This window comes from Ferruginibacter paludis, assembly GCF_030409685.1.
Taxonomy (GTDB): domain Bacteria; phylum Bacteroidota; class Bacteroidia; order Chitinophagales; family Chitinophagaceae; genus Ferruginibacter; species Ferruginibacter paludis.
Window position 1 is genome coordinate 219,818 of the sequence record NZ_JAUFQJ010000003.1, and the last position, 24,221, is coordinate 244,038.

Below are 24,221 nucleotides of genomic sequence, written 5' to 3' on the forward strand. Positions count from 1 at the left end.
GTTACTTCTTTTTGAATACAATTTGTTCTGCATGCTTTTTTACGATGTAATCGAAAAAATTCCTGAGTGTTTCGTAGTCTTCCGGTAAAAAAGTGGCTTTTTCAAGTTTTACCCTGGAACGCAGCATCACCGATTCATCTGTTTTTGATACCAAATATTCAAAGAAACCCTCACCATCATTCAGGCTTACTTTCGCTGATTTAGGTATTTCATCTACCGCGTATCCCTTCGGTATTTCAATCTGAAAATTATATGTTTCATCCATTTTATAAGGCATCTCCACCGGGTACTTTCTTTCTGCAGCTGTAAAGAAATTTTCTTTATACCCTTCTTTCAGCATCGGGTTAAAATAGATGATATTGCTGCTGTTATCGCCATCAATTGTGATGTTATGCGACATGCGGATGGACTTTTCTCCATCCTTTTCATCTTCATATTTTATATCATCAATAGAAAAATCACCACTGTAAGATTCTTTTAATTTCTTCTCAAAAGCCTCTTTTCCATTGTCAATAAACTTGTCTCGAATGTTGCTTGATTCGTAGTAGCCAAGTATGGTTGTAAGCGAACCAGACCATTTACCAGCCTTCGTTTCATCGTTAAAAAGCATTACATTGGTAAATTTTGATTCTCTTAAACTGTCGGCAAAAAAATATACCGGCTCCACTTCTTTATTGATTGTTCGGGCTGCACCATTATAGCAGTTTTCAGGTAACTTATTAAATCCAAGATAGGGTTCGGAGGCATCTAAAAAGTAGCGCTTCCCGTCAATGTCCAATCTGCATATAACATAATTGTACCGGTTAATAAGTGGATAAATCTCATTGGTAAAGCCATTGGACCTGGTGCTTAAAATAACAGGATTCGCCTGCATGCCTTCGTGCCGCAACATCGCCGTTAATAACAGATTAACGTCTGCCACGGAGCCATTTTTATTTTTAAATGTTTCCTTCATGCCAGTTGTTAAATAAATTCCGTGACGACCGTTACATTTAAAAGAATTTTTTACAAAGGCATATATTTTTTTTGCTTCCTCCAGGTTATCCGTGGTACCAGCCTTTATAGCTTTCATATCATCGTTTAACCAACCATTATCTTTATCAAGCCTTTCTCCAAAATCTTCATCTTTTAACAAAGCATCGGATACCGTATGCCAGTTGCCCATAATATCGTGGTAAGGCATGTTAGGAAATTGTTGTCCTGACATCTGAAATTCTATTTTGGAAATATGGTTATCCAAAGAAGTAAGGAATTTTTCTTCCTTCATGGCAGGTACGTTCTTCATAACCCAGCGGGTAGATGTATTGGTCGCAGGAATTGTATAGGTTTCAGTCCGCATCCCCTCTCCCTGTTCCCTCACGCTATAAGTTGTAGTCCTCGTATCAGATTTCTTAATATCAAATGGATTGTAGCCTTGCGATAAAAATACGTACTCAAAAAAATTAGGTAAATCAAGATTATACTCGCTCCAGACTCTTGGGTAGCTTCCCTGGAAAACCCACTCCTGCAGGTTAAACAAAAAGTCGGAATTGATGGTATAGGAATATTCAATGATGGAGCCCTCTTTCAACGCAGGCATTGTAAACTTCCTGACAATATGATTTTTATCCTGCTTGTCTTTAAACACGGCATCCTTATCCAGCTTTGTTTCTGTCACTACTCCGTTTTCAAGATTATACGTGCTGGCCTTCAGGGATTCCAATCTTTCTTCTGAATTGGTTTTAGTGGAAATATACAGTGGTATTTCCACGCTTGCCAAATCGAATCCCTTTTTATTGATGATTTTTATGCGCCGCTGATGTTTATATATCAGGCTAAACCATCCCTTGTTATTGCCATCAAAAGAACTGCTGCCAATGTCAGCGATAATGACCGCCCCGTAGGAAGTATCTACTTTTAAATTATCAATATTAAAATCTGTGGGTAAAACATGATTGAATTTGATACCAGGCTTATCCTGGGCGTAGAGTTTTGAACATAGCAATACAACTGCTAATAGTAATACAGGACATCTTTTCATTTGGAGCAGGTTTGGGTATAGGTTTCGAAATTAAATAATGGACAATCTTGTAAAGACAGCAATGTAACGTATTATTTTTAAATAAATTTCATCCCCAGCCTGATAATATAAAAAAAATTATGACCTTAAAAGACAATGGCTACCCCCTTTAAAGAGGCAGCCATTGTTTGTAAAAAAGTCAGGAAGAATAATCTATTTCATTTTAAAACTCTCCATAAATTTTGTATTAAAATCACCTTTTCTAAAGGCTTCGTTTTTCATCAGCTGCAGATGAAAGGGAATGGTTGTTTTTACTCCTTCAATAATGTATTCACTCAAGGCGCGGTGCATTGTATCGATTGCTTCTTCCCTGGTTTGTGCCACCGTGATTAATTTACCAATCATGCTATCATAGTAGGGAGGAATTACATAGCCTGCATAAACATGACTGTCTACCCTTACGCCATGCCCACCGGGTGTGTGTAATACGGTTATCTTCCCCGGACTTGGACGAAAATCGTTGTATGGATCTTCCGCATTGATCCGGCATTCGATGGCATGCATTTGAGGATAATAATTTTTACCGCTTACTTTATGCCCGGCGGCGATTTTTATCTGCTCTTTTATCAAATCATAATTGACTACTTCTTCCGTAACACAATGTTCTACCTGGATACGGGTGTTCATTTCCATGAAATAAAAATTGCGGTGCTTATCTACCAAAAACTCAATGGTACCAACGCTTTCATAATTAATAGCACTGGCAGCTTTAATAGCCGCATTGCCCATTGCTTCACGCAATTCGGTGGTCATAAATGGCGAGGGTGATTCTTCCACAAGCTTCTGATGGCGGCGTTGGATAGAACAATCCCGTTCACTTAAATGGCATACATTTCCAAACTGGTCCCCTGCTATCTGTATTTCAATATGCCTTGGCTCTTCCACAAATTTTTCCATGTAAATGCCATCATTTTTAAATGATGCGGCTGCTTCTGTTTTGGCATTATCAAAGGCTTTCTCCATTTCACTTTCTTCCCAAACCACACGCATTCCCTTTCCTCCCCCACCGGCTGTAGCCTTTAATATTACCGGGTATCCAACCTGGTTTTTCGCAAGGCTTTTTGCCTGCTCAACACTTTCCAGTAAGCCGCCGCTGCCGGGCACTACAGGCACACCCGCTTTTATCATTGTTTCTTTGGCGGTGATTTTGTCGCCCATAGCGTTGATCATATCGGGTGTTGGTCCGATAAATTTTATCCCATGATCAGTACATATCTGGGCAAATTTGGCATTCTCTGCCAGAAAGCCATAACCAGGATGAATTGCATCTGCATTGGTTATTTCCGCTGCCGCCATAATATGGGGAATATTGAGGTAAGAATCAATGCTGCTGGGCTTACCTATACATACTGCTTCATCTGCAAATTTTACATGCAAACTATCTTTATCTGCGGTGGAATAAACGGCTACGGTTTTAATGCCCATTTCCTTGCAGGTACGTATTATGCGCAATGCTATTTCTCCGCGGTTGGCAATTAATATTTTTTTAAACACGACATTCGATTAAAAATTAAAAAATAAAAATTAAAAAATTATCCAAAACCGGTAATCCGTTTTTAGTTTCGAATTTTCAATTTTTACCTAGCTAGGATCTACCAAAAATAAGGGCTGATCATACTCAACAGGGCTGGAATCTTCCACCAAAACTTTTACTATTTTTCCTTTTACTTCACTTTCAATTTCGTTGAAAAGCTTCATCGCCTCAATAATACACACTACTTTACCTTGTGTTACTTCATCGCCTACATTTACAAAGATGGGCTTACCCGGACCTGACTGACGGTAGAAAGTACCTATCATCGGGCTTTTGATTGTAATGTAATTATCTGATTTGGGAGCTTCTGCAGGTGGTGTTGTAACGGTGGCAGCGGGAGGAGGAATTTGTGGAGCGACTGGTTGCTGGGGAGGATTCGAGTAGATTTGTCCTGACTGGCCTCCCGCGATAATATGCTGAACGGGGTCTTTTTTTTGTTTAACGGTTATTTTGATGCCTTCTTCTTCAATTGTAATTTCACCAATGTTGGTTTTATTAATGAGCTTAACCAGCTCCTGGATTTGTTTTATGTCCATATCGAAAGGTTAAAATGGTTTTTTATTAGAACGGGCGGCTAAGGTAGGTAATGATTTATTAATACCGCCAATTAAAAATTTAAAAAATAGAAAAAAATAGGCTAAAATGGCTAGAAATGTAAAGAAATGGGGCTAAAATTGTCTTTTTTACCCATTTTTATTAAAAACTAAAAAAGGACAATTTTGTAAAATTGCCCTTTTTAAAATAAAAATATAACTGGCTTATGCCTCTTTCACTCTTTCTACGTATTCGCCTGTCTTGGTATTAATTCTGATCAGTTCACCTTCATTTACAAATAAAGGTACGTTAACAGTGGCGCCTGTTTCAACTGTGGCTGGTTTAAGCGTTTTGGTAGCAGTGTCTCCACGCATGCCGGGTTCGCTGTAAGTAACCAATAAAACTATTTTATCCGGCAACTCAACGCCCATTGGTAAGTCAGTTTCACCATTGATCAATACTGATACCTCTTGTCCGTCTTTCAAAAATCGGGGCGCATCCACCATTGTTTCTGGTACAGTAATCTGTTCAAAGGTTTCCACATCCATAAAGCTGTACCCGGTATCATCTTTATATAAATACTGGTAAGTTTTCTTTTCTACTCTAACCGGAAAAATAGTTTCACCACTATTCCAGGTCAATTCAATCGTACGGCTGTTATCAACCCCTTTTAATTTAGCCCAAACCTTCGCGGCTGCCCGGGCAGTTTTATTTTGACCGAATTCTATTACCGTGTACAAACTACCATCTACTTTGATGATCAGGCCTGAGCGCATGTCTGCTGTTGTTGCCATGTTGATTTATTTATTTGCTTATTAAGTTTATTTCACCACCAGCAATTATCCAGTGGGTTGCAAAAGTAGCAATAGTAATGGTAAAACTAAAATTTAAACCTTTGCTCAAATTTTCCTCTTTTAAAATGGTGATAATATCCAGGACTTGCTCTTAACAGCAGCTTTACAATTTTCAAATTATCTTCACAAAAAATTCAGCGTGAAAAAAATAATATTCTTTGCAAGCTTTATCGGCTGTTCAATTATCGCATTGGCACAAATTGATTCCTCTGCCAAAGCACTGCCTAAATTTGAAACCATTCCTTCCTTCACTATTTATACCTTGCCCGATAGCACTGTTTTTTCCAACAAAGATCTGCACAAAAACAAGCCTTTTATAATTATGTTTTTCAGCCCCGACTGCGAGCATTGCCAAAAAGAAATGAAGGAATTGCTGGCCTATAAAGAAGAATTAAAGAACATCAGGATATTAATGGCTTCTCCCGGTAGCTACCCCATGATAAAGCAATTTTACCAGGACTACGGCGTGTCCTCTATGCCCAATATTAAAATGGGACACGACGACAATTTCGCATTGGGAAGCATTTTTCAGCTGAGAACCTTCCCCTCCATTTTTGTTTATGACCAGCAGGGTAAACTGTCCAAAGCCTTTGTTGGCAATATTGGTGTACCGGCCATCCTGGATGCAGCGAAATAATTTCATTTTCAATTATTACCCAATGACGTAATGCGCTACCTTTGCAGCGCAAATTATTTTTCTACTTAAAAAAATATATATTATGAAAGTTACCGTTGTTGGTGCAGGAGCTGTAGGTGCAACCTGCGCAGATAATATTGCCCGTTTGGCGCTATGTGAAGAACTGGTTTTGCTTGATATTAAAGAAGGTATTGCTGAAGGCAAGGCCATCGATATGATGCAAACTTCTGCGCTGCTGGGTTTTGACACCAAGATTTCCGGAAGCACCAACGACTATACAAAAACCGCCAACAGCGATATCGCTGTAATTACATCGGGACTGCCGCGTAAACCCGGCATGACAAGGGAAGAACTGATTGGCATCAACGCAGGGATAGTTAAAGGCGTTGCAGAGAATATTTTAAAACATTCGCCCAATGCAATCATCATCATCATAAGCAACCCAATGGATACCATGACTTACCTGGCTTTACAAGCTACCGGCTTACCGAAAAACAGGATCATTGGTATGGGTGGTGCTCTGGACAGTGCCCGTTTTAAATATTATTTGTCTACTGCAATTGGTTGCTCACCAAATGACCTGCAGGGCTTTGTTGCCGGCGGACACGGTGATACCACCATGATTCCATTAACCAGGCTGGCTACATACCAGGGAGCTCCTGTTAGTAATTATTTAGATGAAGCTGCGCTTAAAAAAGTGGCTGCCGACACAATGGTTGGCGGTGCTACTTTAACGGGTTTATTAGGCACATCTGCCTGGTATGCACCAGGTGCTGCTTGTGCTGCAATGGTTAAATCAATAGTACGCGACGAAAAGAAATTATTTACCTGCTGCGTTAAACTCGATGGCGAATATGGCCAGCAAGATATTTGCATAGGCGTTCCTGTTACTCTTGGCAAAAACGGCTGGGAAAAAATTATTGACTATAAATTAAATGAAGAAGAGCAGGCCGCCTTTAACAAAAGTGCAGACGCTGTAAGAAGTATGAACAGTGTATTGGCGACATTGTAAACTTCACAAATTGATATATAACAAAGCCTCCTGAATGGGAGGCTTTGTTGGTTCTGTTAAGTGTGTAAAAAAATTGTCCGGGCTAAGAAGCAATGTGGCTCATCGTTGCGTCGCCCTCTTGTACCCTATTTTCTCTATTGAGCTTAGCTTTCTGGCCAAACTTACTGCTGATGAAAAAGCAACTCTATTTTCATAACCACAATTAGCTAACACCATCCGTAATCATCTCCTTATTAATTTTCAGCACTAATCCCTGCAACACTTTACCCGGACCAACTTCTGTAAAATGTGTTGCTCCATCGGCAATCATAGCCTGCACGCTTTGCGTCCATCTTACGGCGCCAGTGAGTTGCTCAATTAAGTTCTTTTTTATTTCAGCAGGGTCAGTCACAGCTTTGGCCACAATGTTTTGATAAACCGGGCAAGTGGGATTGTTGAATGTAGCAGCTTCAATCGCTGCCGCCAGCTCTTCTTTCGCCGGTAACATCAACGGAGAATGAAAGGCACCTCCAACCGGTAATACCAGCGCTCTTTTAGCACCAGCAGCTTTCATTCTTTCGCAGGCTATTTCAATGCCTTGCACTGATCCGCTTATTACTAACTGACCCAGGCAATTGTAATTGGCCGGCACTACAATTTCTCCCGTTTCTCTACGTACATCCGCACATACTTCTTCCACTTTTTCATCGGCCAAAGCCAATACTGCGGCCATGGTGCTGGCCACCAATTCGCATGCTTTCTGCATCGCTTTAGCTCTTATAGAAACCAGTTTAAATGCATCTTCAAAACTCAGCACACCATTGGCTACCAAAGCAGAAAACTCGCCCAGGGAATGACCTGCCACCATATCAGGCCTGGCATCGGCCAGCGTTTTAAATGCAATCACTGCATGTAAAAAAACGGCTGGTTGGGTGACATTGGTTTGTTTCAGGTCTTCATCAGAGCCCGTAAACATTACATCAGAAATGCGAAAGCCAGCAATACTGTTCGCCTGTTCAAATAATTCTTTTGCCATCGGATTGGTATCATACAGATTTTTCCCCATTCCACTAAACTGACTTCCCTGGCCGGGAAATACATACGCATGTGCCATATTTTATCTTTTATTTAAATTGCAAATAAAACAAAAAATCCCTCACGCGGAGGGATTAATATTTTATTTCTGTTTATACTAATGTAATTTGGCACTGATCAATTTTACAAATTCGCTGCGGGTTTCATTTTTTTCAAACTCACCCCAAAAAGCCGATGTAGTGGTAACTGAATTCTGTTTCTGCACACCCCGCATCATCATACACAAATGAGAAGCTTCGATAACAACCGCAACCCCCAGCGGATTCAGTGTTTCTTTAATAGAATTTAAAATCTGGTGTGTCAGTCTTTCCTGAACCTGCAAACGCCTGCTGTAAACATCTACAACACGTGCTATTTTACTGAGTCCGGTTATCCATCCATTAGGAATATAAGCCACATGTGCTTTACCATAAAAAGGCAACATGTGGTGTTCACACATGCTGTATAATTCAATGTCCTTCACAATGATCATCTCACTCACCTCTTCATGAAACTTGGCAGAATTTAAAATGGTATTGGCATCCTGCTGATAACCCTGGGTTAATACCTGCATCGCCTTTGCAACACGTTCGGGTGTTTTTTCCAGTCCTTCCCTGCCGGCATCTTCGCCTAACAGATTAAGCACTTCTTTATAGTTTGTTATAAGGCCGGCAGTAACTGCTTCATCATACTGCTCTATTTTTTTGTATGCCATTCTTTAAGTTTGTGGTAAATTTTGCTGATTGCCAGCTTTAACAACAAATAATATATTTTGTTCTGTGAAGGATATTTATCCTGACAATCCCGGCAACAATTTATCAATTAGCAGGATATTCAACAAAATTTCTTTCGGTTTCGTAGAGTCTTACCTGGAGGTCTAAATCCGCATCAATTTTTTCCCTCAGGATAGTATAGATTACAGCAGCAATATTTTCTGCCGTGGGATTGAGGTGCTGAAACTCTGCTGTATCGAGATTTAAATTTTTATGATCGAAGCGTTCCAAAATATTTTCTCTTATTAGCTCGCTCAATAATTTCATGTCATATACATACCCTGTCTCAGCATCAGGCACGCCAGTTAATTTAACAATCAGTTCATAGTTATGCCCGTGAAAACTTGGGTTATTGCATTTGCCAAAAATTCTATCATTGGTTGCCTCATCCCACTTCGGATTATTTAACCGGTGCGCCGCATTAAAATGTTCTTTACGGTAAACAGCTACTTTATTAGTCATTTTATAACCATCATTTTAAATAAAAGGTGAATTTAAACTGGTTCAACATTTAGAGTTTGCCCGTTATAGAAACTCCGATATTGCGCTGAAATAAATACAAAGAAGCCAGTTAATTGTTTCAATATGCCAAACTAATTTCCAAAATATTCAACAAAAATACGTGGAGTTTCATATAATTTGAGCGAATGCAACTGTACACCTTCCGGCAAGTGGGGAACCAGTTGTTGCCAGATTCCGATGACTAGGTTTTCGATAGAACAAAGTTTACCTGCCATAAAATTGACGTCTACATTCAGGTTCTTGTGATCCAGTTTTTCTATTACATGCTCATTTACAATAATGCTTAATCTTTTTACATCATACACAAACCCCGTATCCGGATTGGGTTCGCCTTTTATAGTAACATACAACTCAAAGTTGTGCCCATGCCAGTTTTCATTGGCGCATTTTCCAAATACCTCCTCGTTTTGCTCACGGCTCCATGCCGGATTAAATAACCTGTGTGCAGCATTAAAATGTTCTACCCTTGTTATGTACACCATTCGCACTTAAAATTTTACGCAAAGGTACTTGCTAAATCCTGAAATATGAAGCGTAAGTACGATTTTTGCAAAATGCACATTTTACTTGTTTCGGCTACCAGCTTTGAGATTGAGCCCACTTTACAGTTACTTAAAGAAAAGAAAAACACAATTGGAAAGCACACAACCGAGGTATTAATTACCGGTGTGGGACAGGTAAATACCGCTTATCTTTTGGCTATAAAATTGCTCAGCAATAAACCGGATTTAGTTTTACAGGCGGGTATTGCCGGCTCCTTTTCCGGCCAGTTATATTTAGGCCAGACCGTATTAATAAAACAGGATGCTTTCGGCGATTCGGGTATTGAAGAAAAGCAACAGTTTACTACATTATTTGGTGCTGGTTTTGCCGGCAAAAATGATTATCCTTTCACGGAAGGATGGCTTGTAAATGATACAACCAGTCTTTTTCAAACATCTGCGTTAGTGGCTGTAAAGGGAATAACGGTAAACAAAATAAGCGATGCTTTGTTGCAAAAGCAACAACTTATTGAACATTTTAACCCGGCAGCAGAAAGCATGGAAGGTGCTGCATTTCATTATGTTTGCCTTCAACAGAAAGTACCGTTTTTACAAATAAGAAGTATCAGCAATGCTGTTGGAGAAAGAGATAAAACGAAGTGGGTGATGAAAGATGCTATCATAAATTTAAATATTGAACTTCAAAAAATATTAATCAGTTTACCATGAAATATACTTTAGGATTTTCACCCTGCCCCAATGATACTTTTATTTTTGATGCATTGGTAAATAATAAAATTGATACAGGGAATATCAGTTTTGAGCCGGTGCTGGAAGACGTACAAACCCTGAATGAGTGGGCCATGCAAGGCAAACTGGCGATTACCAAATTAAGTTATGGTGTATTGCCACTGGTATTGAAAACATATGCGGTACTAAACAGTGGCAGTGCGCTGGGCCGCGGCGTAGGCCCTTTGCTGATAGCAGGGAAAGACGCTGTAACTGAAAATATTGAAGATTATACCGTTGCAATACCAGGTGAACAAACGACAGCTCATTTACTTTTTTCGCTTGCCTATCCCAAAGCACGAAAGAAGATTTTTTTAAGATACGATGCCATAGAAGATTTTGTCAGCAGTGGCCAGGGGCTGGGCGTAATCATTCATGAAAACCGGTTTACTTATGCTGACAAGGGCCTTAAAAAAATAGTTGACCTGGGCGATTTTTGGGAGAAAGAAACGGGCAACGCCATACCACTCGGAGGCATAGTTGTTAAACGGGATATAGACATTTCGATACAAAGAGAAATTGATGGCCTTATAAAAAAAAGTATTGAATATGCGTTCGCAAACTATCCGCAGCTGAACGATTACATCCGTAACAACGCACAGGAAATGAGCGAAGATGTGATGCGTAAACACATCGATTTGTATGTGAACGATTACTCAATCAACCTTGGAGAAGAGGGAAAAAAAACAGTTAAAAAATTAATGGATGTATATCAGCAATTAAACGACTGTACAATCGGGTATGATGAAATTTTTGTAAGCTGACTTAACCTTGGATCATTCTTTTTTGAGCGCCTGTGCATACATTTCCAGGCATCGCTTTCTTGCAAACTCATGATCAACGATCGGTTTTGGATAATCAAAACTGTCCAGTTCGGGAACCCACTGCCTGATATATTTCAAATCTTTATCAAATTTTTCAGTTTGCAAACGCGGATTAAAAACTCTGAAATACGGTGCTGCATCACATCCGCTGCCTGCCGCCCATTGCCACCCCCCGTTATTAGCTGCCAGGTCAAAGTCAAGCAATTTGATTGCAAAATAGGCTTCTCCCAACCGCCAATCCAACAGCAGGTGCTTTGACAAAAAAGATGCTGTAATCATACGAACGCGGTTGTGCATAAAACCCGTTGCATTTAACTCCCGCATGCCGGCATCAACAATCGGGTAACCTGTTTGGCCATTACACCATTGCTCAAATTCGCCGGTATCTTTTCGCCAGTGAATGCCGTCATAGGCTGCTTTAAAAGCCTTTCCTTTGCCTACTTTTGGAAAATGCCACAATATCATGTGATAAAAATCCCGCCATATCAATTCATTCAAATAAGTCTCTGAGAGTGGCCTCGCACGGGCAGCCAGTTCACGTATGCTGATTGTTCCAAACCTCAGGTGTACGCCTAATTTAGACGTTCCTGGCACAGCCGGAAAATTCCTTTGGTCTGCATATTTTTTTACCAGTTCTTCCTTCAGCGCTTTTGATGGGAAAGGCTTTTTCAATTGGCGAAAACCCATGGAAGCCAAAGTTGGAATCTGCACAATTGAATGCGGATAAAAATTGCTGAAGTATTTTTTTGTAGGGTATGGCTTTAAATGAAAATCGGTTAATACAGCCTTCCATTTTCTGCTATAGGGTGTAAACACCGTATAAGGAGTGCCATCGTCTTTCAACACTTCCGCTTTTTCAAAAATAACCTGGTCTTTGTATGTTTTAAAACTCACATTATTTTCTTTCAACAATTTAGCGATGGAGGTTTCTCGTTCCAAAGCATAGGGCTCATAATCATGATTGGCAAAAACTGTATCTATGGTATACTTAGTAAGCAGCTGTTTAAAAATATTTGCGGGTGTGCCGTAAAACACATTCAATGATGACCCCATTTCAACAAGTTCTGCCTGCATTTCTTCGAGCGCAGCATGAATAAATTCTACCCGCCTGTCAGTTTTTTCTTCCAGCTGATCCAATATATTCTTATCAAATATAAAAATGGGTAACACGGGTTTGCCTGCCTTCAGAGCGTGACAGAGTCCTGCGTTGTCTTCCAATCTTAAATCTCTGCGAAACCAAAAAATGTTAATTGCTTCCATAAACATTATACTGCTAAATAAAATATCCCTTAAAATAGTACGCGTATATTTAACAGCCTGGTTACAGAATGGTTGCAAAAATTGTCTTGAAAATTTTTTGGCTATGTTGGTTTGAGTAAGATGTGTCATCAATTCGCTGAACCCACTGCATATTGTATATGCTGTTAGTTAAAAAAACCTCATCTGCATTTTGCAAATCTTTCAGCGTGATTTCATTTTCAATTACCTGCCAATTATCAGCTAAGTCTTTTATAATTTTCCTGCGCATGATACCGGCGATACAACCCTCTTTTAATGACGGAGTATAAACAATTCCCTCTTTTATTAAAAATATATTTGCAATGGTTGTATCGCAAATGCGATCATGGTTGTTTAACATTATCGCATCGTTCCATTTCTCACCTTTGGCTTTCAATGCCGCCAAAATATAAGGCAGGTAATTGTTGTGTTTGATATTGCTTAATATGTCACAACTTCTTTTTGCTTCTTTGTACACACCCAACACCAGTCCGTTACTGTTGAATTCTCCACTGTTTTCCGGCAACGGCCAGCTTTGAATAATATAATTGGGCAAATAATTTTTTGCATCAAACAGTCCCCCGTCCCCTCTGAAAACACTTAGCCTGATACGGGCTATATTTTCGTGACGATTCTTTTTTAACAGGGTGGTAATTTCATTGTGTAATTTGTCTGGTGTAAAATGTTTGGGTATTTCAAATTGCAACACCCTCATGCCGTTCCATAATCTTGCAAAATGTTCGTCTTCCAGTTCCGGCAATCCGTTTTTTGCTTTGATGGTTTCAAACAGCCCGTCACCATAACGCAGGGCACGGCTATCTGCACCTATTACAGCTTCTCCTTCAACAAAAATTTTTCCATTGTAATTAAAATAGTTCATGTGCAAAAATATGAACGGACATGCTGTAAAAAATTTTAAAACTCATTAAATAAAAAATCCCACCAAAGTAAATTGATGGGACATTTCTTCATCGGGGTTGTAAGAGAAAAAAATTATCGTAAAGGTGCAACTTTTCTGTCTTATATAAACAGGCCGGTTCTTATTTAATTAGATATTTTGATTAATGATTAAATTTCCTCGTTTAGTATATTATGTTTTACCGCATACATGATTAAACCTGCAGTACTTTTTGCTCCAGTCTTCACTTTCAGTTTATCACGGATAGCTTCAACGGTTCGTGGACTAAGATCTACCATATCGGCAATCTCCTTTGTTGTTTTTTCTTCGCACATTAATTTTAAGATCAGCATCTCCTTATCATTTAATTGCGCTTCCTGCTGAACTAATTTTTGAGGTGTTACCTGGTTGCGTTGTTTAAGATTTGTAAGTAAGGCTTTATTGGTGAGTGCATTAAAAAAATAGTCCTGTTCAAAACAGGTTTTAATTGCTTCGTATATAACTTCAATGTCACTGGTTTTACTAAGGTAGCTGTTGGCTCCCAGTTCCATCAACTTCGTTATCATACTGTGATCCTCCAGCATGGTGAGCATGATTACTTTTACATCTGGCCAGTTCTTTTTTATCTCCGGAAGAGCAGTAATACCGTCCATTACAGGCATTTGAATATCCAGCAATATTACGTCTGGCTGAACCGCTTTCAGCATAGTTAGTAAATGCATACCATTATCTGCTTCCGCAATAACCTTAACGTCACTTTTCGAACTCAGGGCAGTTTTTACACCGGCCCGATATAATACATGGTCGTCCGCAATTAACACTTTGATCGGTTCCAAAATTTGTCAGTTTAAATATAAAAGAGTACTTATTAAATTACAAAAAAGCGTTCTTAAAAATGCAATATCGCTCAATTTCCTTTACCATTCTTAGGAGAACTACGTGTTATTTAACATAGGAATTTTACTATGGTAAATACTCAGCCTGGGAAAAAATTCAGCAAAACCTGCCACACTATGCATTTGTGATCAATTTTACGCAGGTGACTCCATTGAAAAACATTTCTGTAATTAAACGTGCTAATGCAGGAAATATTATTCAATTAGTTTGTTTCGCATGCCGTACATAATCAGCCCGCCAATGGTTTTGGCGTTTACCTTGGTTTTCATATTTTGGCGGATTGTTTCAATTGTGCGGGGGCTTAAAAATATAGTTTTGGATATTTCCTCTGTCGTTTTATCTTCTGCAAGTAGTTGAAGAATTTTTATTTCCTTCTCATTAAAATGGATAGCGGCCGTATTGGTATAATGCTGGCGTACATTTTTTTTCTGCATTAACTTGCCCATCACAGCCTTGTTCACCAGGTCATTAAAATAAAAATCTTCGTTCATACAAGTTAAAATGGCCTCGTATATTTCTTCCGGATCTGTTGTTTTTGTGAGGTAGGCATTGGCTCCCATCTCCATCATTTTACTAATCATCTGGTGATCATCGTACATGCTGAGCACAATAATTTTTATGCCGTCATATTCCTTTCTTATAAGCTCAATGCCGTTGATGCCATCAATTTCAGGCATCCGGATGTCCATCAATAATACCTCTGGTTTTTTAATGGCAATCTTGTGCATCATGTCCTTCCCATCTTCTGCTTCCCAAAGCATTTTAAGATTGGGTTTACCGGAAAGAGCCATTTTAATTCCATCCCTGAAAATTTTGTGGTCGTCGGCGATAGCTATTTTGATTAAGTAATCCGCAGAGATAGACATACAACAGAAGAATTAGTTTGGTTTGTCACTAAATTATATAATTGAATTTATTTTAAAGTCACTACATCTGAAGAAAATTAAATTAGCCGGTATAAAATTCTCAATTCATTTAGTTTTTGGTAATGCAAATAACGTGATTAATATTTTGTTATTGCGAACGAGTACTGAGTAATTATACTAACGTGCTCAAAAAAATCATACCACATTTATTAAACCTTACCATACCTCACCATAATTTGATCGCATTATGATGAGTGTTATTGCTATTGGTACTTTCAAAGTAATGTATCATCTGCAAACATCCTTGCGTGGTTTGCTCTTTCCATTTATATCTCCAAAGTGTTATTAACTGATCTCGTTTTAAAGTTATCCTTCGTATTACCCTGCATAGCTAATTTAAAAATTTACTTACCAACTCAGCAGGTAATTACACTATCGTATGATTACGCAGTAAAATAATCGTATGATTACTGCAAAACCTAATAGTAAATTTACTATACAGCATACGTAAATTTACCCATTTTTTTACTTTTTTTTACCTTGCCTTTTCGTCCAAAGACCTTGTCTGCACTGTATTTTAACGATATTATACCTGGTGTTTCAAATTATACCCATTGTTTATGATGCTATTTAATATGAAGTTTACATCACGGAATCATTTCTAAATCCTTTAAACTAATTTTTTATGTACGGAACGCTGGTTAATTTACCCCACGGAACACGTTTATTCTAGAGATTAATAAAGTACGTTTTTGAAAAAAGTTAATTACTTTTGAGAAAACTACCTATTATCATAGAAATTCTACAAAAGATTAATTATCTCTCGGAGATTGCACCTTTCTTTCTTTGTTTATTATTCTACAAAAGAATTATTAGCAAAGAAATAAAGGTTTTTTTTGTTTACACTATTGTACTTGTAGTGTTTTTAGGAATTACGTTAGCTATTATTAAATTTTTTAGTTTACCGTATTTTGTTGTTATGGTAAGATTTTTTTTAATTTTTGAATTCATCCTTATTTCATTCGTCTACATCTCTATATTTAAAAGTATTAAAAGTAAACAATTTATTGTTTTATCAATATGCTTATACATAATTTATTGGATTTATAATTTTTACACCAGCAGGTTTGGCGAATGGGATTTTATGCCACTTGTTGTTGAATGCCTTTTTTTTACATTGTTAATCGTCTATTATTTTTACAATGTAATGCAATATAATTTAACTACCCCATTGTACCAATTACCCAGCTTCTGGATTTCTGTGGCGCTACTCCTATATTTTTCCGGCAATTTTTTTCTTTTTTTATACTCCAAGTCAATGATGGGCACACCTGATTTTAATAAACAATACACCTTTATTAATAGTACGATTACCATTATAAAAAACGTGTTACTTAGCATCGCTATCATTGTTAATAAAAACCAAACCACACATACTGAACACCACACTATACCGGTCGACTTAAACCTTGACAATTTTAAACCTTTTAATAAATCAATTAATACCTAAGCTTACCACCAATGATCTTTTTACAAGTTCCAGTCAACTCATCTTCGGGGTTTAACTACATCATGCTTTTTGGTACGCTTGCAATGCTTAGTTTAACGTTAGGTATCGTATTTTTTGTTATTTTTCATCAGCGCAGGGTTATCCGCTTTAACGATCAGTTGAAAAGACTGGAAGATGACAAGCAACAAATCTTGCTGAATGCATCTATTAAATTCCAGGAAGAGGAACGGAACCGGATTGCCGCAGATTTACACGATGACGTTGGCCCCCTGCTGGCCACTGCACGGCTTTACCTGAATGAAAATTTGATTAACCAGGAGCCGGCCGTACAGTTACAATCCATCTTCAGCGCCAAGCAAATTATTGATGATTCTATACAGCTGATCAGAAATATCAGTCATAGCATGATGCCACCCACTCTCAAAAATTTTGGATTGGAAAGCGCTATGAGTGATTTATTTCAGAAAATAAATGGCAGCGGAACCCTGAACGCCAGCGTTCGTTTTCATGACTACCGCACCCGTTTAAAACTCGACCAGGAATTACTTATTTTCCGGGTTATACAAGAGCTGGTAAATAATATCATCAAACACAGCAGTGCAGGATTTATTCATCTCACACAAAATGCCAATGCCACTCATAGTTATTTCAGACTCCATCATGATGGGCAAGGTATTGTTCAAACAGAGTTCGACCGACTCAATCATGTGTCAACAGGCTTGGGGTTAAAAAATATAGCTAGTCGCATTAAGGTATTGAATGGCCGGATTTTTTTTGAAATTGATCCCAGCCATACTTATTTTAAAGTAACACTGGAGATTCCAAAAGACTCAACTTACTAACTACTGCATGTCTCCAGACTTGCGGATTTGCCCGTTGATATAAACCGGTTAAAGAAAAACCGAAACTTTTTCATAAATTTGATTAACCAGTTTTTATGAATCCAATTAAAGTTGCAATAGCCGATGACCACCAGATTTTCAGAAAAGGAGTAATTCTTTCTATGAGGTCGTACACGGAATTTCAATTTGTGTTGGAGGCAGATAATGGTGAAGAACTGCTGGCAAACCTTGCAGCAGCTGCGCCGGACGTAATTTTATGCGACTTAAAAATGCCACTTAAAGACGGCATTGATACTACAAGACAAATTACAAAAGACTATCCCCACATTCGTGTTATTATTTTAACCATGTACGAAGATGAACGTTTCGTAGGACACCTGATGGATTGTGGTGCTGCAGGTTATTTGCTAAAAAGTACTGATCCTGCAGAAATAAAAAAAGCCATTTTGGAAGTGATGCGAACGGGATTTTATTTAAACCCTTTTGTAAATAAAGTATTAATTAAAAAGAATTATAGCAGGCAAAAATTTAATCCTTCTCTTAATACAGAAATTCTTGTAACTGATCGGGAAAAAGAAGTACTTACATTGGTTTGCATGGAATTTACTGCTGCAGAAATTGCTCAAAAAATGGATATCAGCTCGCGAACGGTGGAAGCAATCAAAGACAGGATGATGGAACGCTTCGGTGTAAAAAATTCTGTCGGCCTGGTGTTTTATGCTATGAAAAATCAACTGATAGATTAAAACGATTATCGCTTATATCATTGTTAGATTTTCTTTGGTCTTTCCAACATTTTTCTTCATTCTTTATGTGAGCATCTCTTCTTTTATAATTTACCGAATGGCTGATTTTATTCCCCTTGTTTGCCTTCACGTTTAAGTCAGTCCAAATCTTACCTTTGGATTTAAATTCGCCCTTATGATAATCGGAAGACTTTACATCAAACTAAAATAGCCCGAATAATTTAGAATCAATACTGGATATAATCTGCCCCAAATGTTCTTCATTTTCTGCAAACTTATTTTTATCTGCATCAATAATAAGCAAAGGCCCTTCTTTATAACTGTCAATAAATCCGTTGTAATAATCATTTAGTTTTTTCAAATAATCCAGCCGGATATTTTCTTCGTATTCCCTGCCTCTTTTTTGAATTTGTGCAACCAACGTAGGTACAGAGGCCTTTAGATAGATAAGCAGGTCCGGCGGTTGCACCATTGACTTGAGTGTTTCAAAAAACTGGTAATAATTATCAAAATCTCTTTTTCCCATTAGTCCCATGTCATGCAGGTTGGGTGCAAAAATATTCGCATCCTCATAAATCGTGCGGTCCTGTATCACTGTTTCTGAACCATGCTGAATTTCGAGCAACTGTTTTAAACGGCTGTTTAAAAAAAACACTTGCAGGTTAAAACTCCAGCGGGGCATATCTTCATAAAAATCATTCAGGTAAGGGTTGTGGTCAACATCTTCAAACTGAGGTATCCATTTGTAATGTTTACTCAACATTTCTGTTAAAGTAGTTTTACCGGCTCCGATGTTTCCGGCTACTGCAATATGTTTTGGTTTCTTAGATTTGGCCATGTTGCCCCACCCCAATGGGTAATTTAAAGATGATAAAATAATTTAGTACTCCGATAATGACAAGTGAATGTAGCAAACTTTGGTATATAAACATACAAATGCAAAATTGCGGTTTGGTACAAGCTTAATAGTTTAATCCCATTGCTTCTCTTACCAGCTGCATGGTAGCTTTTGCGCTAATACCTGCTTTTGCTGCGCCTTTTTCCATTACTTCGGCCAGGTATTTTTTATCATTTAAAATTTCATTTATTTTACCCCGGATAGGAGCAATAAATTGCACCATATCTTCCGCCAGTTGCTTCTTCATATCTCCATAACGAATAGAACAATTGTTATAGTCATTTTCAAATTTTGAAATTACGTCATCGCCACTTACGAGTTTCATCAAACTAAATACATTTTCAATGTACTCCGGTTTTTGTGAATTTAACTCCTGCGGTCCTGCATCAGTTTTTGTTTTCATCACTTTTTTGCGGATTACATCGTCTTCATCCGCCAAAAATAAAGTAGCCATTTGATTTTCGCTTTTACTCATTTTACCGGCACCATCCAGACTCGGCACTTTTACCAGTTGCTGATTATAATTAAAGGCAAACGGTTCAGGAAAAACTTCTCCGTAACGATGATTAAAGCGGTTAACGTAGGTCCTTGCTATTTCCAGGTGCTGCTCCTGGTCTTTACCCACGGGCACGTATTTAGCTCTGTGTAATAAAATATCTGCGGCCATTAAAACTGGATATGTAAGCAACCCGGCATTAATGTTATCGGGGTTCTGCCGAACCTTGTCTTTAAAAGTAACTGTCTTTTCAAGTTCGCCGGTATACGCCAGCATATTCAGGTATAAATACAGTTCAGCGGTTTCAAATACGTGGCTCTGGCAATACAAAGCCACTTTATCCGGGTCCAGTCCACAGGCAATATTTTCTGCCAATACCCTATGCACATTGTCTTTCAGCTGTTTGGTATCAGGATGGGTGGTAAGCGAATGCAGGTCTGCCACCATAAAATAGCAGTCATAATCTTCCTGCATTTTTACATAATTACGTATGGCCCCAAAATAATTTCCCAGGTGCAAAAATCCGGTAGGCCGGATGCCACTCATTACAATTTCTTGTTTTTTACTCATAAAGACGGCAAAGATAACAAAACACAATAGTCTTAAGCCATATCTGTAAAGGAAAAAAATTGACTGCCATTCATATAAATTCAGTAGGTCTGTCAGCCTAATCCTTTATTTTTGTTTGATGGAAGTAAATGATACCCTGGTAGATAAAATTGCGCACCTGGCAAGGCTTCAGTTTAATGATATTGAAAAAGCAAGTATTAAAACAGACTTGCAAAAAATGATTGCTTTTGTAGAAAAGCTGAATGAGCTGGACACGACAGGAGTAGCTCCGCTGCTGCATATGAGCGATAATATAAACGTGTTGCGGGAAGACGAAGTAAAAGGAAGCATCAGCAGGGAGGAAGGATTAAAAAATGCTCCGCTGCACGATAAGGAGTTTTTTAAAGTGCCTAAAGTAATCAAAAAATAAACAGCCATGCGTCTTAATGGTACATCGCTTAAATTTATCAATACACAAACCTTACCGGCTTTTACCAGTAATCATTTAGCAAATCAATAAATCAATATCACCATGCAGGGCATTATTCATCTGGAAAATATTTGCAAAAGCTATTATTTAGGCAAGCAGGAGTTGCAGGTACTAAAAGGCATTAACATTGATATTTTTAAGAACGAGTATGTAGCATTGATGGGACCGAGTGGCTCCGGAAAATCTACCCTGATGAATATTTTAGGTTGCCTGGATACACCCACCAGCGGCCGGTACATTTTAAATGGCCACGATGTTAGCCGTATGATTGACAACGACCTGGCCGAAATACGCAACAAAGAAATTGGCTTTGTTTTTCAGCAATTTAATTTACTTCCCAGGTTAACCGCAGCAGAAAACGTAGCGCTGCCGCTCATTTACAGCGGCATTGCAAAAAAGGAAAGAATGGACAGGGCCAGGGAAGTTTTACATAAAGTAAAACTAGATGACAGAAGCCACCATAAACCAAATGAATTAAGTGGCGGACAGTGCCAGCGTGTAGCGATTGCGAGGGCTCTGATAAATGATCCTGCCATCATTTTGGCAGATGAACCTACAGGAAACCTGGATTCTAAAACCTCCTACGAAATCATGGATATCCTGGGCAAAATTCACAATGATGGCAACACGGTAGTACTGGTAACGCACGAAGAAGATATTGCCGGATTTGCACACCGGGTAGTGCGTTTACGAGACGGTTTGATTGAAACGGACAGGGTAAATTCCAATCCATCTGTTATTGCACAACCGGCTTAATGCTTTTATCTATAAACTTTTTGAGTGTTTCGTTGTTTGCTTTGCTATAATTCAATCTACTAAACTATATGGCAGCAAAGATTTATACTAAAACCGGCGACCTGGGAACAACCAGTTTAATCGGTGGAACAAAAGTGCCCAAAAATCATTTACGCATTGAAACCTATGGCACGGTGGATGAATTGAATTCTTACATTGGCCTTGTAAGTGATCTTATTCAAGATGCCCATTCTAAAATTATTTTAAAAGAAATTCAGGACCGTCTATTTACTGTTGGTTCTTCACTGGCATGCGATCCCGATAAAGAACCATTGATGAAAATCCCTGATCTTAAAGAGGATGATGTGGTATTGCTGGAAAAGGAAATAGATCGCATGAACGAGATGCTGCCGGCCATGAAACATTTTATATTGCCGGGTGGGCACGTTGCTGTTTCCACAACCCATGTGGCAAGGTGCATCTGCAGGCGTGCAGAACGTTTGTGTGTGAATATGCAGGTACATGAACTATTTGTAGAGCCGCTGGTAATAAAATACATCAACCGATTGAGTGATTATCTTTTTGTTTTGTCCAGATACATAGGTTATCAGTTACACGTGCAGGAAATTGCCTGGAAACCACGGATAAACTGACAATTAATAATTATTAAATGGCTAATTAGTTTTCCGGCTGCGAAAAATCCTAAAAAATTTTGTAATCAATCCCGTAACGAAATAAGCCCGCCTCGCATAACACATACGCTCCGCCTAACTGACAGTATTATACATTATTGATTATAAATTATCCATTATCCTGCCGTCTTTCATGTGCAAAATACGGTCGCTCATTTGGGCAAGTTCCTCATTGTGTGTTACAATTAAAAAAGTCTGTTGAAACTGATTCCTGAGTTGAATAAAAAGTTGGTGTAATTCTTTTGCATTGGCACTGTCAAGGTTGCCCGTTGGCTCATCTGCCATAACGATTAAGGGGTCGTTTATTAAAGCTCTGGCCACAGCTACCCTTTGCTGTTCGCCACCTGAAAGTTGCTGTGGTTTGTTTTCAATCCGGTTAGAAAGACCTAAAGTTGTTAACAATTGGATGGCTTTTTCTTTAATCTCCGATTTTTTTTTGCCTGCAATCCAGCCTGGAATACATACGTTTTCAACAGCCGTAAACTCAGGCAATAAGTGATGAAACTGAAAAACGAAGCCAATATTTTTGTTACGAAATGCTGCAAGTTTTTTCCCGCTGAGCTTTTCTATCTTTTCGCCGGCCAGCAAAACAGAGCCTTTATCAGCCGTATCCAAAGTGCCAAGAATGTGCAGCAGCGTGCTTTTACCTGCACCTGACGAACCGACGATACTTACAATTTCCGCCTTTTTTATGTTGATATCAACCCCACGCAAAACCGGCAGACTGCCGTAATTTTTAATAATGTTTGTTGCTGTCAGCATCTGGCTAAAGTAATTAATAATTAATAATTTAAGGACAATTAAGAACACTATTTACCCGTTTAAAATAAAAAATAAAACCAAGGGTGAAAAAACACATTTGTTTAATTCCACCAAACTTTTACATTTGCAAAAAATTAAACCATTAAGCGATGTTTTGGACACTAGAATTGGCCTCTCATTTAGAAGACGCTCCCTGGCCGGCAACAAAGGATGAACTGATAGATTTTAGTATCCGCAGCGGTGCTCCTATTGAAGTAATTGAGAACCTGCAGGAACTGGAGGATGAAGGTGAAATTTATGAAGGGCTGGAAGATATCTGGCCTGATTATCCAAGCCAGGAAGACTTCTTTTTCAATGAGGATGAATATTAATTGAATACATAGCTGTCCGTCCGGGATTGCCTTTCATAATACTATTTGTGCATCAAAGCCATTGACTTTTGTCAGTGGCTTTGTCGTTGGTATAAACTGATGCTTTATTGTTGACCTGCACCAGTATTATTTTCTTAAGCATTTGGCTGGCGCTTAAACTATAACTGGTATTCTTTGCAGAATACCAGTTAGTATAATTATTTCTACCATGTCGTGAAATTATTTTTCCATCTGTTCAATTACCGTTTGCGTAACACCTGTATTTGAAAAACCTCCATCGTGAAATAAATTTTGCATGGTAACCATTTTGGTTAAATCGCTGAACAGCGTAACGCAATAATTGGCGCAGTCTTCAGCACTTGCATTACCCAGCGGGCTCATTTTTTCTGCATAGGTGATAAAACCATCAAAGCCTTTAACGCCGCTGCCGGCTGTGGTGCGTACGGGTGACTGAGAGACTGTATTAATCCTGACCTTTTTTCCTACGCCATAATAGTAACCAAAGCTACGGGCTATACTTTCCAGTAATGATTTGGCGTCCGCCATTTCATTATAGTTTGGAAATACCCGTTGTGCCGCAATATAAGTCAGTGCTACCACGCTACCCCACTCCTTAATGGCATCTTCCTTCATAGCAATTGCAAGCACCCGATGCAGGCTGGTAGCAGAAATATCAAGCGTTTTGGCATTAAAACCGTAATCAATTTCAGTATAAGAATTTCCCTTGCGCATATTAACACTCATACCTATGGAATGTAAAATAAAATCAACACCACCACCAAAATGTTCTTTTGCCTTAACAATCAGGTTTTGTACATCAGCATTGCTTGTAACATCGCAGGGAATTACGGGGGCATTTACTGTTTCAGCTAACTTATTAATTTCACCCATGCGCATCGCTACAGGTGCGTTGGTTAGCAACAATTCGGCACCTTCTTCATGACAACGCAATGCTGTTTTCCATGCAATCGATTTTTCATCCAGGGCTCCAAAAATAATTCCTTTTTTTCCTTTTAGTAAATTGTAAGACATAGCTGATTTTAATTTGAAGGGTAAAAATAAGGTTTGTAAGGTGTAATCAAAAATCTTCAAGGGTAAAAGGCGGATGGACCTTGGAG

General features: G+C 38.5%; 26 protein-coding genes. 10 read left to right on the forward strand and 16 right to left on the reverse strand.

Annotated elements, in window-relative coordinates; genetic code table 11:
- Window position 1: 1 nt before the first annotated feature.
- The 4 genes from QWZ08_RS05315 to efp all read right to left on the reverse strand — a co-directional run bounded on the left by QWZ08_RS05315 (window position 2) and on the right by efp (window position 4,921).
- Window positions 2-2,020 carry a DUF3858 domain-containing protein gene (locus QWZ08_RS05315; RefSeq protein ID WP_290336202.1) on the reverse strand — a complete coding sequence of 673 codons (2,019 nt, stop codon included), beginning with the start codon at window positions 2,018-2,020 and terminating at the stop codon, window positions 2-4.
- Window positions 2,021-2,212: 192 nt separating this feature from the next.
- The gene (gene accC, locus QWZ08_RS05320) at window positions 2,213-3,553 is read right to left on the reverse strand and encodes an acetyl-CoA carboxylase biotin carboxylase subunit (RefSeq protein WP_290336203.1); all 1,341 of its coding nucleotides are present in this window, start codon (window positions 3,551-3,553) and stop codon (window positions 2,213-2,215) included.
- An 87-nt stretch (window positions 3,554-3,640) separates the two neighbouring features.
- On the reverse strand, window positions 3,641-4,129 hold the full coding sequence (gene accB / locus QWZ08_RS05325; protein WP_290336204.1) for an acetyl-CoA carboxylase biotin carboxyl carrier protein: 489 nt from the start codon (window positions 4,127-4,129) through the stop codon (window positions 3,641-3,643).
- Between the two features lie 222 nt (window positions 4,130-4,351).
- Window positions 4,352-4,921, reverse strand: coding sequence for an elongation factor P (gene efp, locus QWZ08_RS05330; RefSeq protein ID WP_290336205.1), 570 nt, complete (start codon window positions 4,919-4,921; stop codon window positions 4,352-4,354).
- Between the two features lie 199 nt (window positions 4,922-5,120).
- On the opposite strand from efp, the gene QWZ08_RS05335 reads away from it, so the two are divergent.
- Together QWZ08_RS05335 and mdh are read left to right on the forward strand one after the other, a co-directional pair.
- Window positions 5,121-5,618, forward strand: a complete 498-nt coding sequence (locus QWZ08_RS05335) for a TlpA family protein disulfide reductase (RefSeq protein ID WP_290336206.1) — start codon at window positions 5,121-5,123, stop codon at window positions 5,616-5,618.
- An 82-nt stretch (window positions 5,619-5,700) separates the two neighbouring features.
- A complete protein-coding gene (mdh, locus tag QWZ08_RS05340; RefSeq protein ID WP_290336207.1) occupies window positions 5,701-6,630 on the forward strand; it encodes a malate dehydrogenase in 930 nt (309 codons plus the stop codon).
- A 202-nt stretch (window positions 6,631-6,832) separates the two neighbouring features.
- Here mdh and fabD read toward each other — a convergent pair whose 3' ends face one another.
- The 4 genes from fabD to QWZ08_RS05360 form a co-directional block, all read right to left on the reverse strand.
- The gene (gene fabD, locus QWZ08_RS05345; protein WP_290336208.1) at window positions 6,833-7,723 is read right to left on the reverse strand and encodes an ACP S-malonyltransferase; all 891 of its coding nucleotides are present in this window, start codon (window positions 7,721-7,723) and stop codon (window positions 6,833-6,835) included.
- A gap of 78 nt (window positions 7,724-7,801) precedes the next feature.
- Window positions 7,802-8,398, reverse strand: coding sequence for a GTP cyclohydrolase I FolE (gene folE, locus QWZ08_RS05350; protein ID WP_290336210.1), 597 nt, complete (start codon window positions 8,396-8,398; stop codon window positions 7,802-7,804).
- Window positions 8,399-8,501: 103 nt separating this feature from the next.
- Window positions 8,502-8,918 (reverse strand): 6-pyruvoyl trahydropterin synthase family protein, encoded by a 417-nt coding sequence (locus tag QWZ08_RS05355; RefSeq protein WP_290336211.1) that lies wholly within the window; start codon window positions 8,916-8,918, stop codon window positions 8,502-8,504.
- Window positions 8,919-9,049: 131 nt separating this feature from the next.
- Window positions 9,050-9,460 carry a 6-pyruvoyl trahydropterin synthase family protein gene (locus QWZ08_RS05360; protein WP_290336212.1) on the reverse strand — a complete coding sequence of 137 codons (411 nt, stop codon included), beginning with the start codon at window positions 9,458-9,460 and terminating at the stop codon, window positions 9,050-9,052.
- A gap of 45 nt (window positions 9,461-9,505) precedes the next feature.
- Between QWZ08_RS05360 and mqnB the strand changes: the two genes are divergently transcribed.
- Both mqnB and QWZ08_RS05370 read left to right on the forward strand, forming a co-directional pair.
- Window positions 9,506-10,189, forward strand: coding sequence for a futalosine hydrolase (mqnB, locus tag QWZ08_RS05365; protein ID WP_290336213.1), 684 nt, complete (start codon window positions 9,506-9,508; stop codon window positions 10,187-10,189).
- A complete protein-coding gene (locus QWZ08_RS05370) occupies window positions 10,186-11,013 on the forward strand; it encodes a 1,4-dihydroxy-6-naphtoate synthase (protein ID WP_290336214.1) in 828 nt (275 codons plus the stop codon). The genes mqnB and QWZ08_RS05370 overlap by 4 nt, the downstream gene beginning before the upstream one ends.
- A gap of 12 nt (window positions 11,014-11,025) precedes the next feature.
- Here the strand turns inward: QWZ08_RS05370 and QWZ08_RS05375 are convergent, their stop codons facing one another.
- From QWZ08_RS05375 to QWZ08_RS05390, 4 genes are all read right to left on the reverse strand, one after another.
- Complete coding sequence (locus QWZ08_RS05375; protein ID WP_290336215.1) at window positions 11,026-12,333, reverse strand: cryptochrome/photolyase family protein; 1,308 nt, start codon at window positions 12,331-12,333, stop codon at window positions 11,026-11,028.
- A 61-nt stretch (window positions 12,334-12,394) separates the two neighbouring features.
- Complete coding sequence (locus QWZ08_RS05380) at window positions 12,395-13,231, reverse strand: aminotransferase class IV (protein ID WP_290336216.1); 837 nt, start codon at window positions 13,229-13,231, stop codon at window positions 12,395-12,397.
- 188 nt (window positions 13,232-13,419) lie between these two features.
- Complete coding sequence (locus QWZ08_RS05385; protein WP_290336217.1) at window positions 13,420-14,085, reverse strand: response regulator transcription factor; 666 nt, start codon at window positions 14,083-14,085, stop codon at window positions 13,420-13,422.
- A gap of 255 nt (window positions 14,086-14,340) precedes the next feature.
- Window positions 14,341-15,012: a response regulator transcription factor gene (locus QWZ08_RS05390; protein ID WP_290336218.1), complete on the reverse strand. Its 672-nt coding sequence runs from the start codon at window positions 15,010-15,012 to the stop codon at window positions 14,341-14,343.
- A gap of 1,521 nt (window positions 15,013-16,533) precedes the next feature.
- Between QWZ08_RS05390 and QWZ08_RS05395 the strand changes: the two genes are divergently transcribed.
- Both QWZ08_RS05395 and QWZ08_RS05400 read left to right on the forward strand, forming a co-directional pair.
- On the forward strand, window positions 16,534-17,364 hold the full coding sequence (locus QWZ08_RS05395) for a sensor histidine kinase (protein ID WP_290336219.1): 831 nt from the start codon (window positions 16,534-16,536) through the stop codon (window positions 17,362-17,364).
- Window positions 17,365-17,459: 95 nt separating this feature from the next.
- Window positions 17,460-18,110: a response regulator transcription factor gene (locus QWZ08_RS05400; protein ID WP_290336220.1), complete on the forward strand. Its 651-nt coding sequence runs from the start codon at window positions 17,460-17,462 to the stop codon at window positions 18,108-18,110.
- Window positions 18,111-18,312: 202 nt separating this feature from the next.
- On the opposite strand, the gene QWZ08_RS05405 is transcribed toward QWZ08_RS05400, so the two are convergent.
- Window positions 18,313-18,948, reverse strand: coding sequence for a deoxynucleoside kinase (locus tag QWZ08_RS05405; protein WP_290336221.1), 636 nt, complete (start codon window positions 18,946-18,948; stop codon window positions 18,313-18,315).
- Between the two features lie 124 nt (window positions 18,949-19,072).
- Window positions 19,073-20,074 carry a tryptophan--tRNA ligase gene (gene trpS / locus QWZ08_RS05410; protein ID WP_290336222.1) on the reverse strand — a complete coding sequence of 334 codons (1,002 nt, stop codon included), beginning with the start codon at window positions 20,072-20,074 and terminating at the stop codon, window positions 19,073-19,075.
- A gap of 118 nt (window positions 20,075-20,192) precedes the next feature.
- Between trpS and gatC the strand changes: the two genes are divergently transcribed.
- From gatC to QWZ08_RS05425, 3 genes are all read left to right on the forward strand, one after another.
- Window positions 20,193-20,483, forward strand: a complete 291-nt coding sequence (gatC, locus tag QWZ08_RS05415; RefSeq protein WP_290336223.1) for an Asp-tRNA(Asn)/Glu-tRNA(Gln) amidotransferase subunit GatC — start codon at window positions 20,193-20,195, stop codon at window positions 20,481-20,483.
- A 102-nt stretch (window positions 20,484-20,585) separates the two neighbouring features.
- Complete coding sequence (locus QWZ08_RS05420; RefSeq protein WP_290336224.1) at window positions 20,586-21,299, forward strand: ABC transporter ATP-binding protein; 714 nt, start codon at window positions 20,586-20,588, stop codon at window positions 21,297-21,299.
- A gap of 68 nt (window positions 21,300-21,367) precedes the next feature.
- The gene (locus QWZ08_RS05425) at window positions 21,368-21,931 is read left to right on the forward strand and encodes a cob(I)yrinic acid a,c-diamide adenosyltransferase (protein ID WP_290336225.1); all 564 of its coding nucleotides are present in this window, start codon (window positions 21,368-21,370) and stop codon (window positions 21,929-21,931) included.
- A 141-nt stretch (window positions 21,932-22,072) separates the two neighbouring features.
- On the opposite strand, the gene QWZ08_RS05430 is transcribed toward QWZ08_RS05425, so the two are convergent.
- Window positions 22,073-22,732: an ABC transporter ATP-binding protein gene (locus QWZ08_RS05430; protein ID WP_290336227.1), complete on the reverse strand. Its 660-nt coding sequence runs from the start codon at window positions 22,730-22,732 to the stop codon at window positions 22,073-22,075.
- 149 nt (window positions 22,733-22,881) lie between these two features.
- Here QWZ08_RS05430 and QWZ08_RS05435 point away from each other — a divergent pair, with 149 nt between their 5' ends.
- Window positions 22,882-23,103: a DUF2795 domain-containing protein gene (locus QWZ08_RS05435; RefSeq protein WP_229759905.1), complete on the forward strand. Its 222-nt coding sequence runs from the start codon at window positions 22,882-22,884 to the stop codon at window positions 23,101-23,103.
- 219 nt (window positions 23,104-23,322) lie between these two features.
- Here QWZ08_RS05435 and QWZ08_RS05440 read toward each other — a convergent pair whose 3' ends face one another.
- The gene (locus QWZ08_RS05440) at window positions 23,323-24,135 is read right to left on the reverse strand and encodes an enoyl-ACP reductase FabI (RefSeq protein WP_290336228.1); all 813 of its coding nucleotides are present in this window, start codon (window positions 24,133-24,135) and stop codon (window positions 23,323-23,325) included.
- Between the last annotated feature and the right edge of the window lie 86 nt (window positions 24,136-24,221).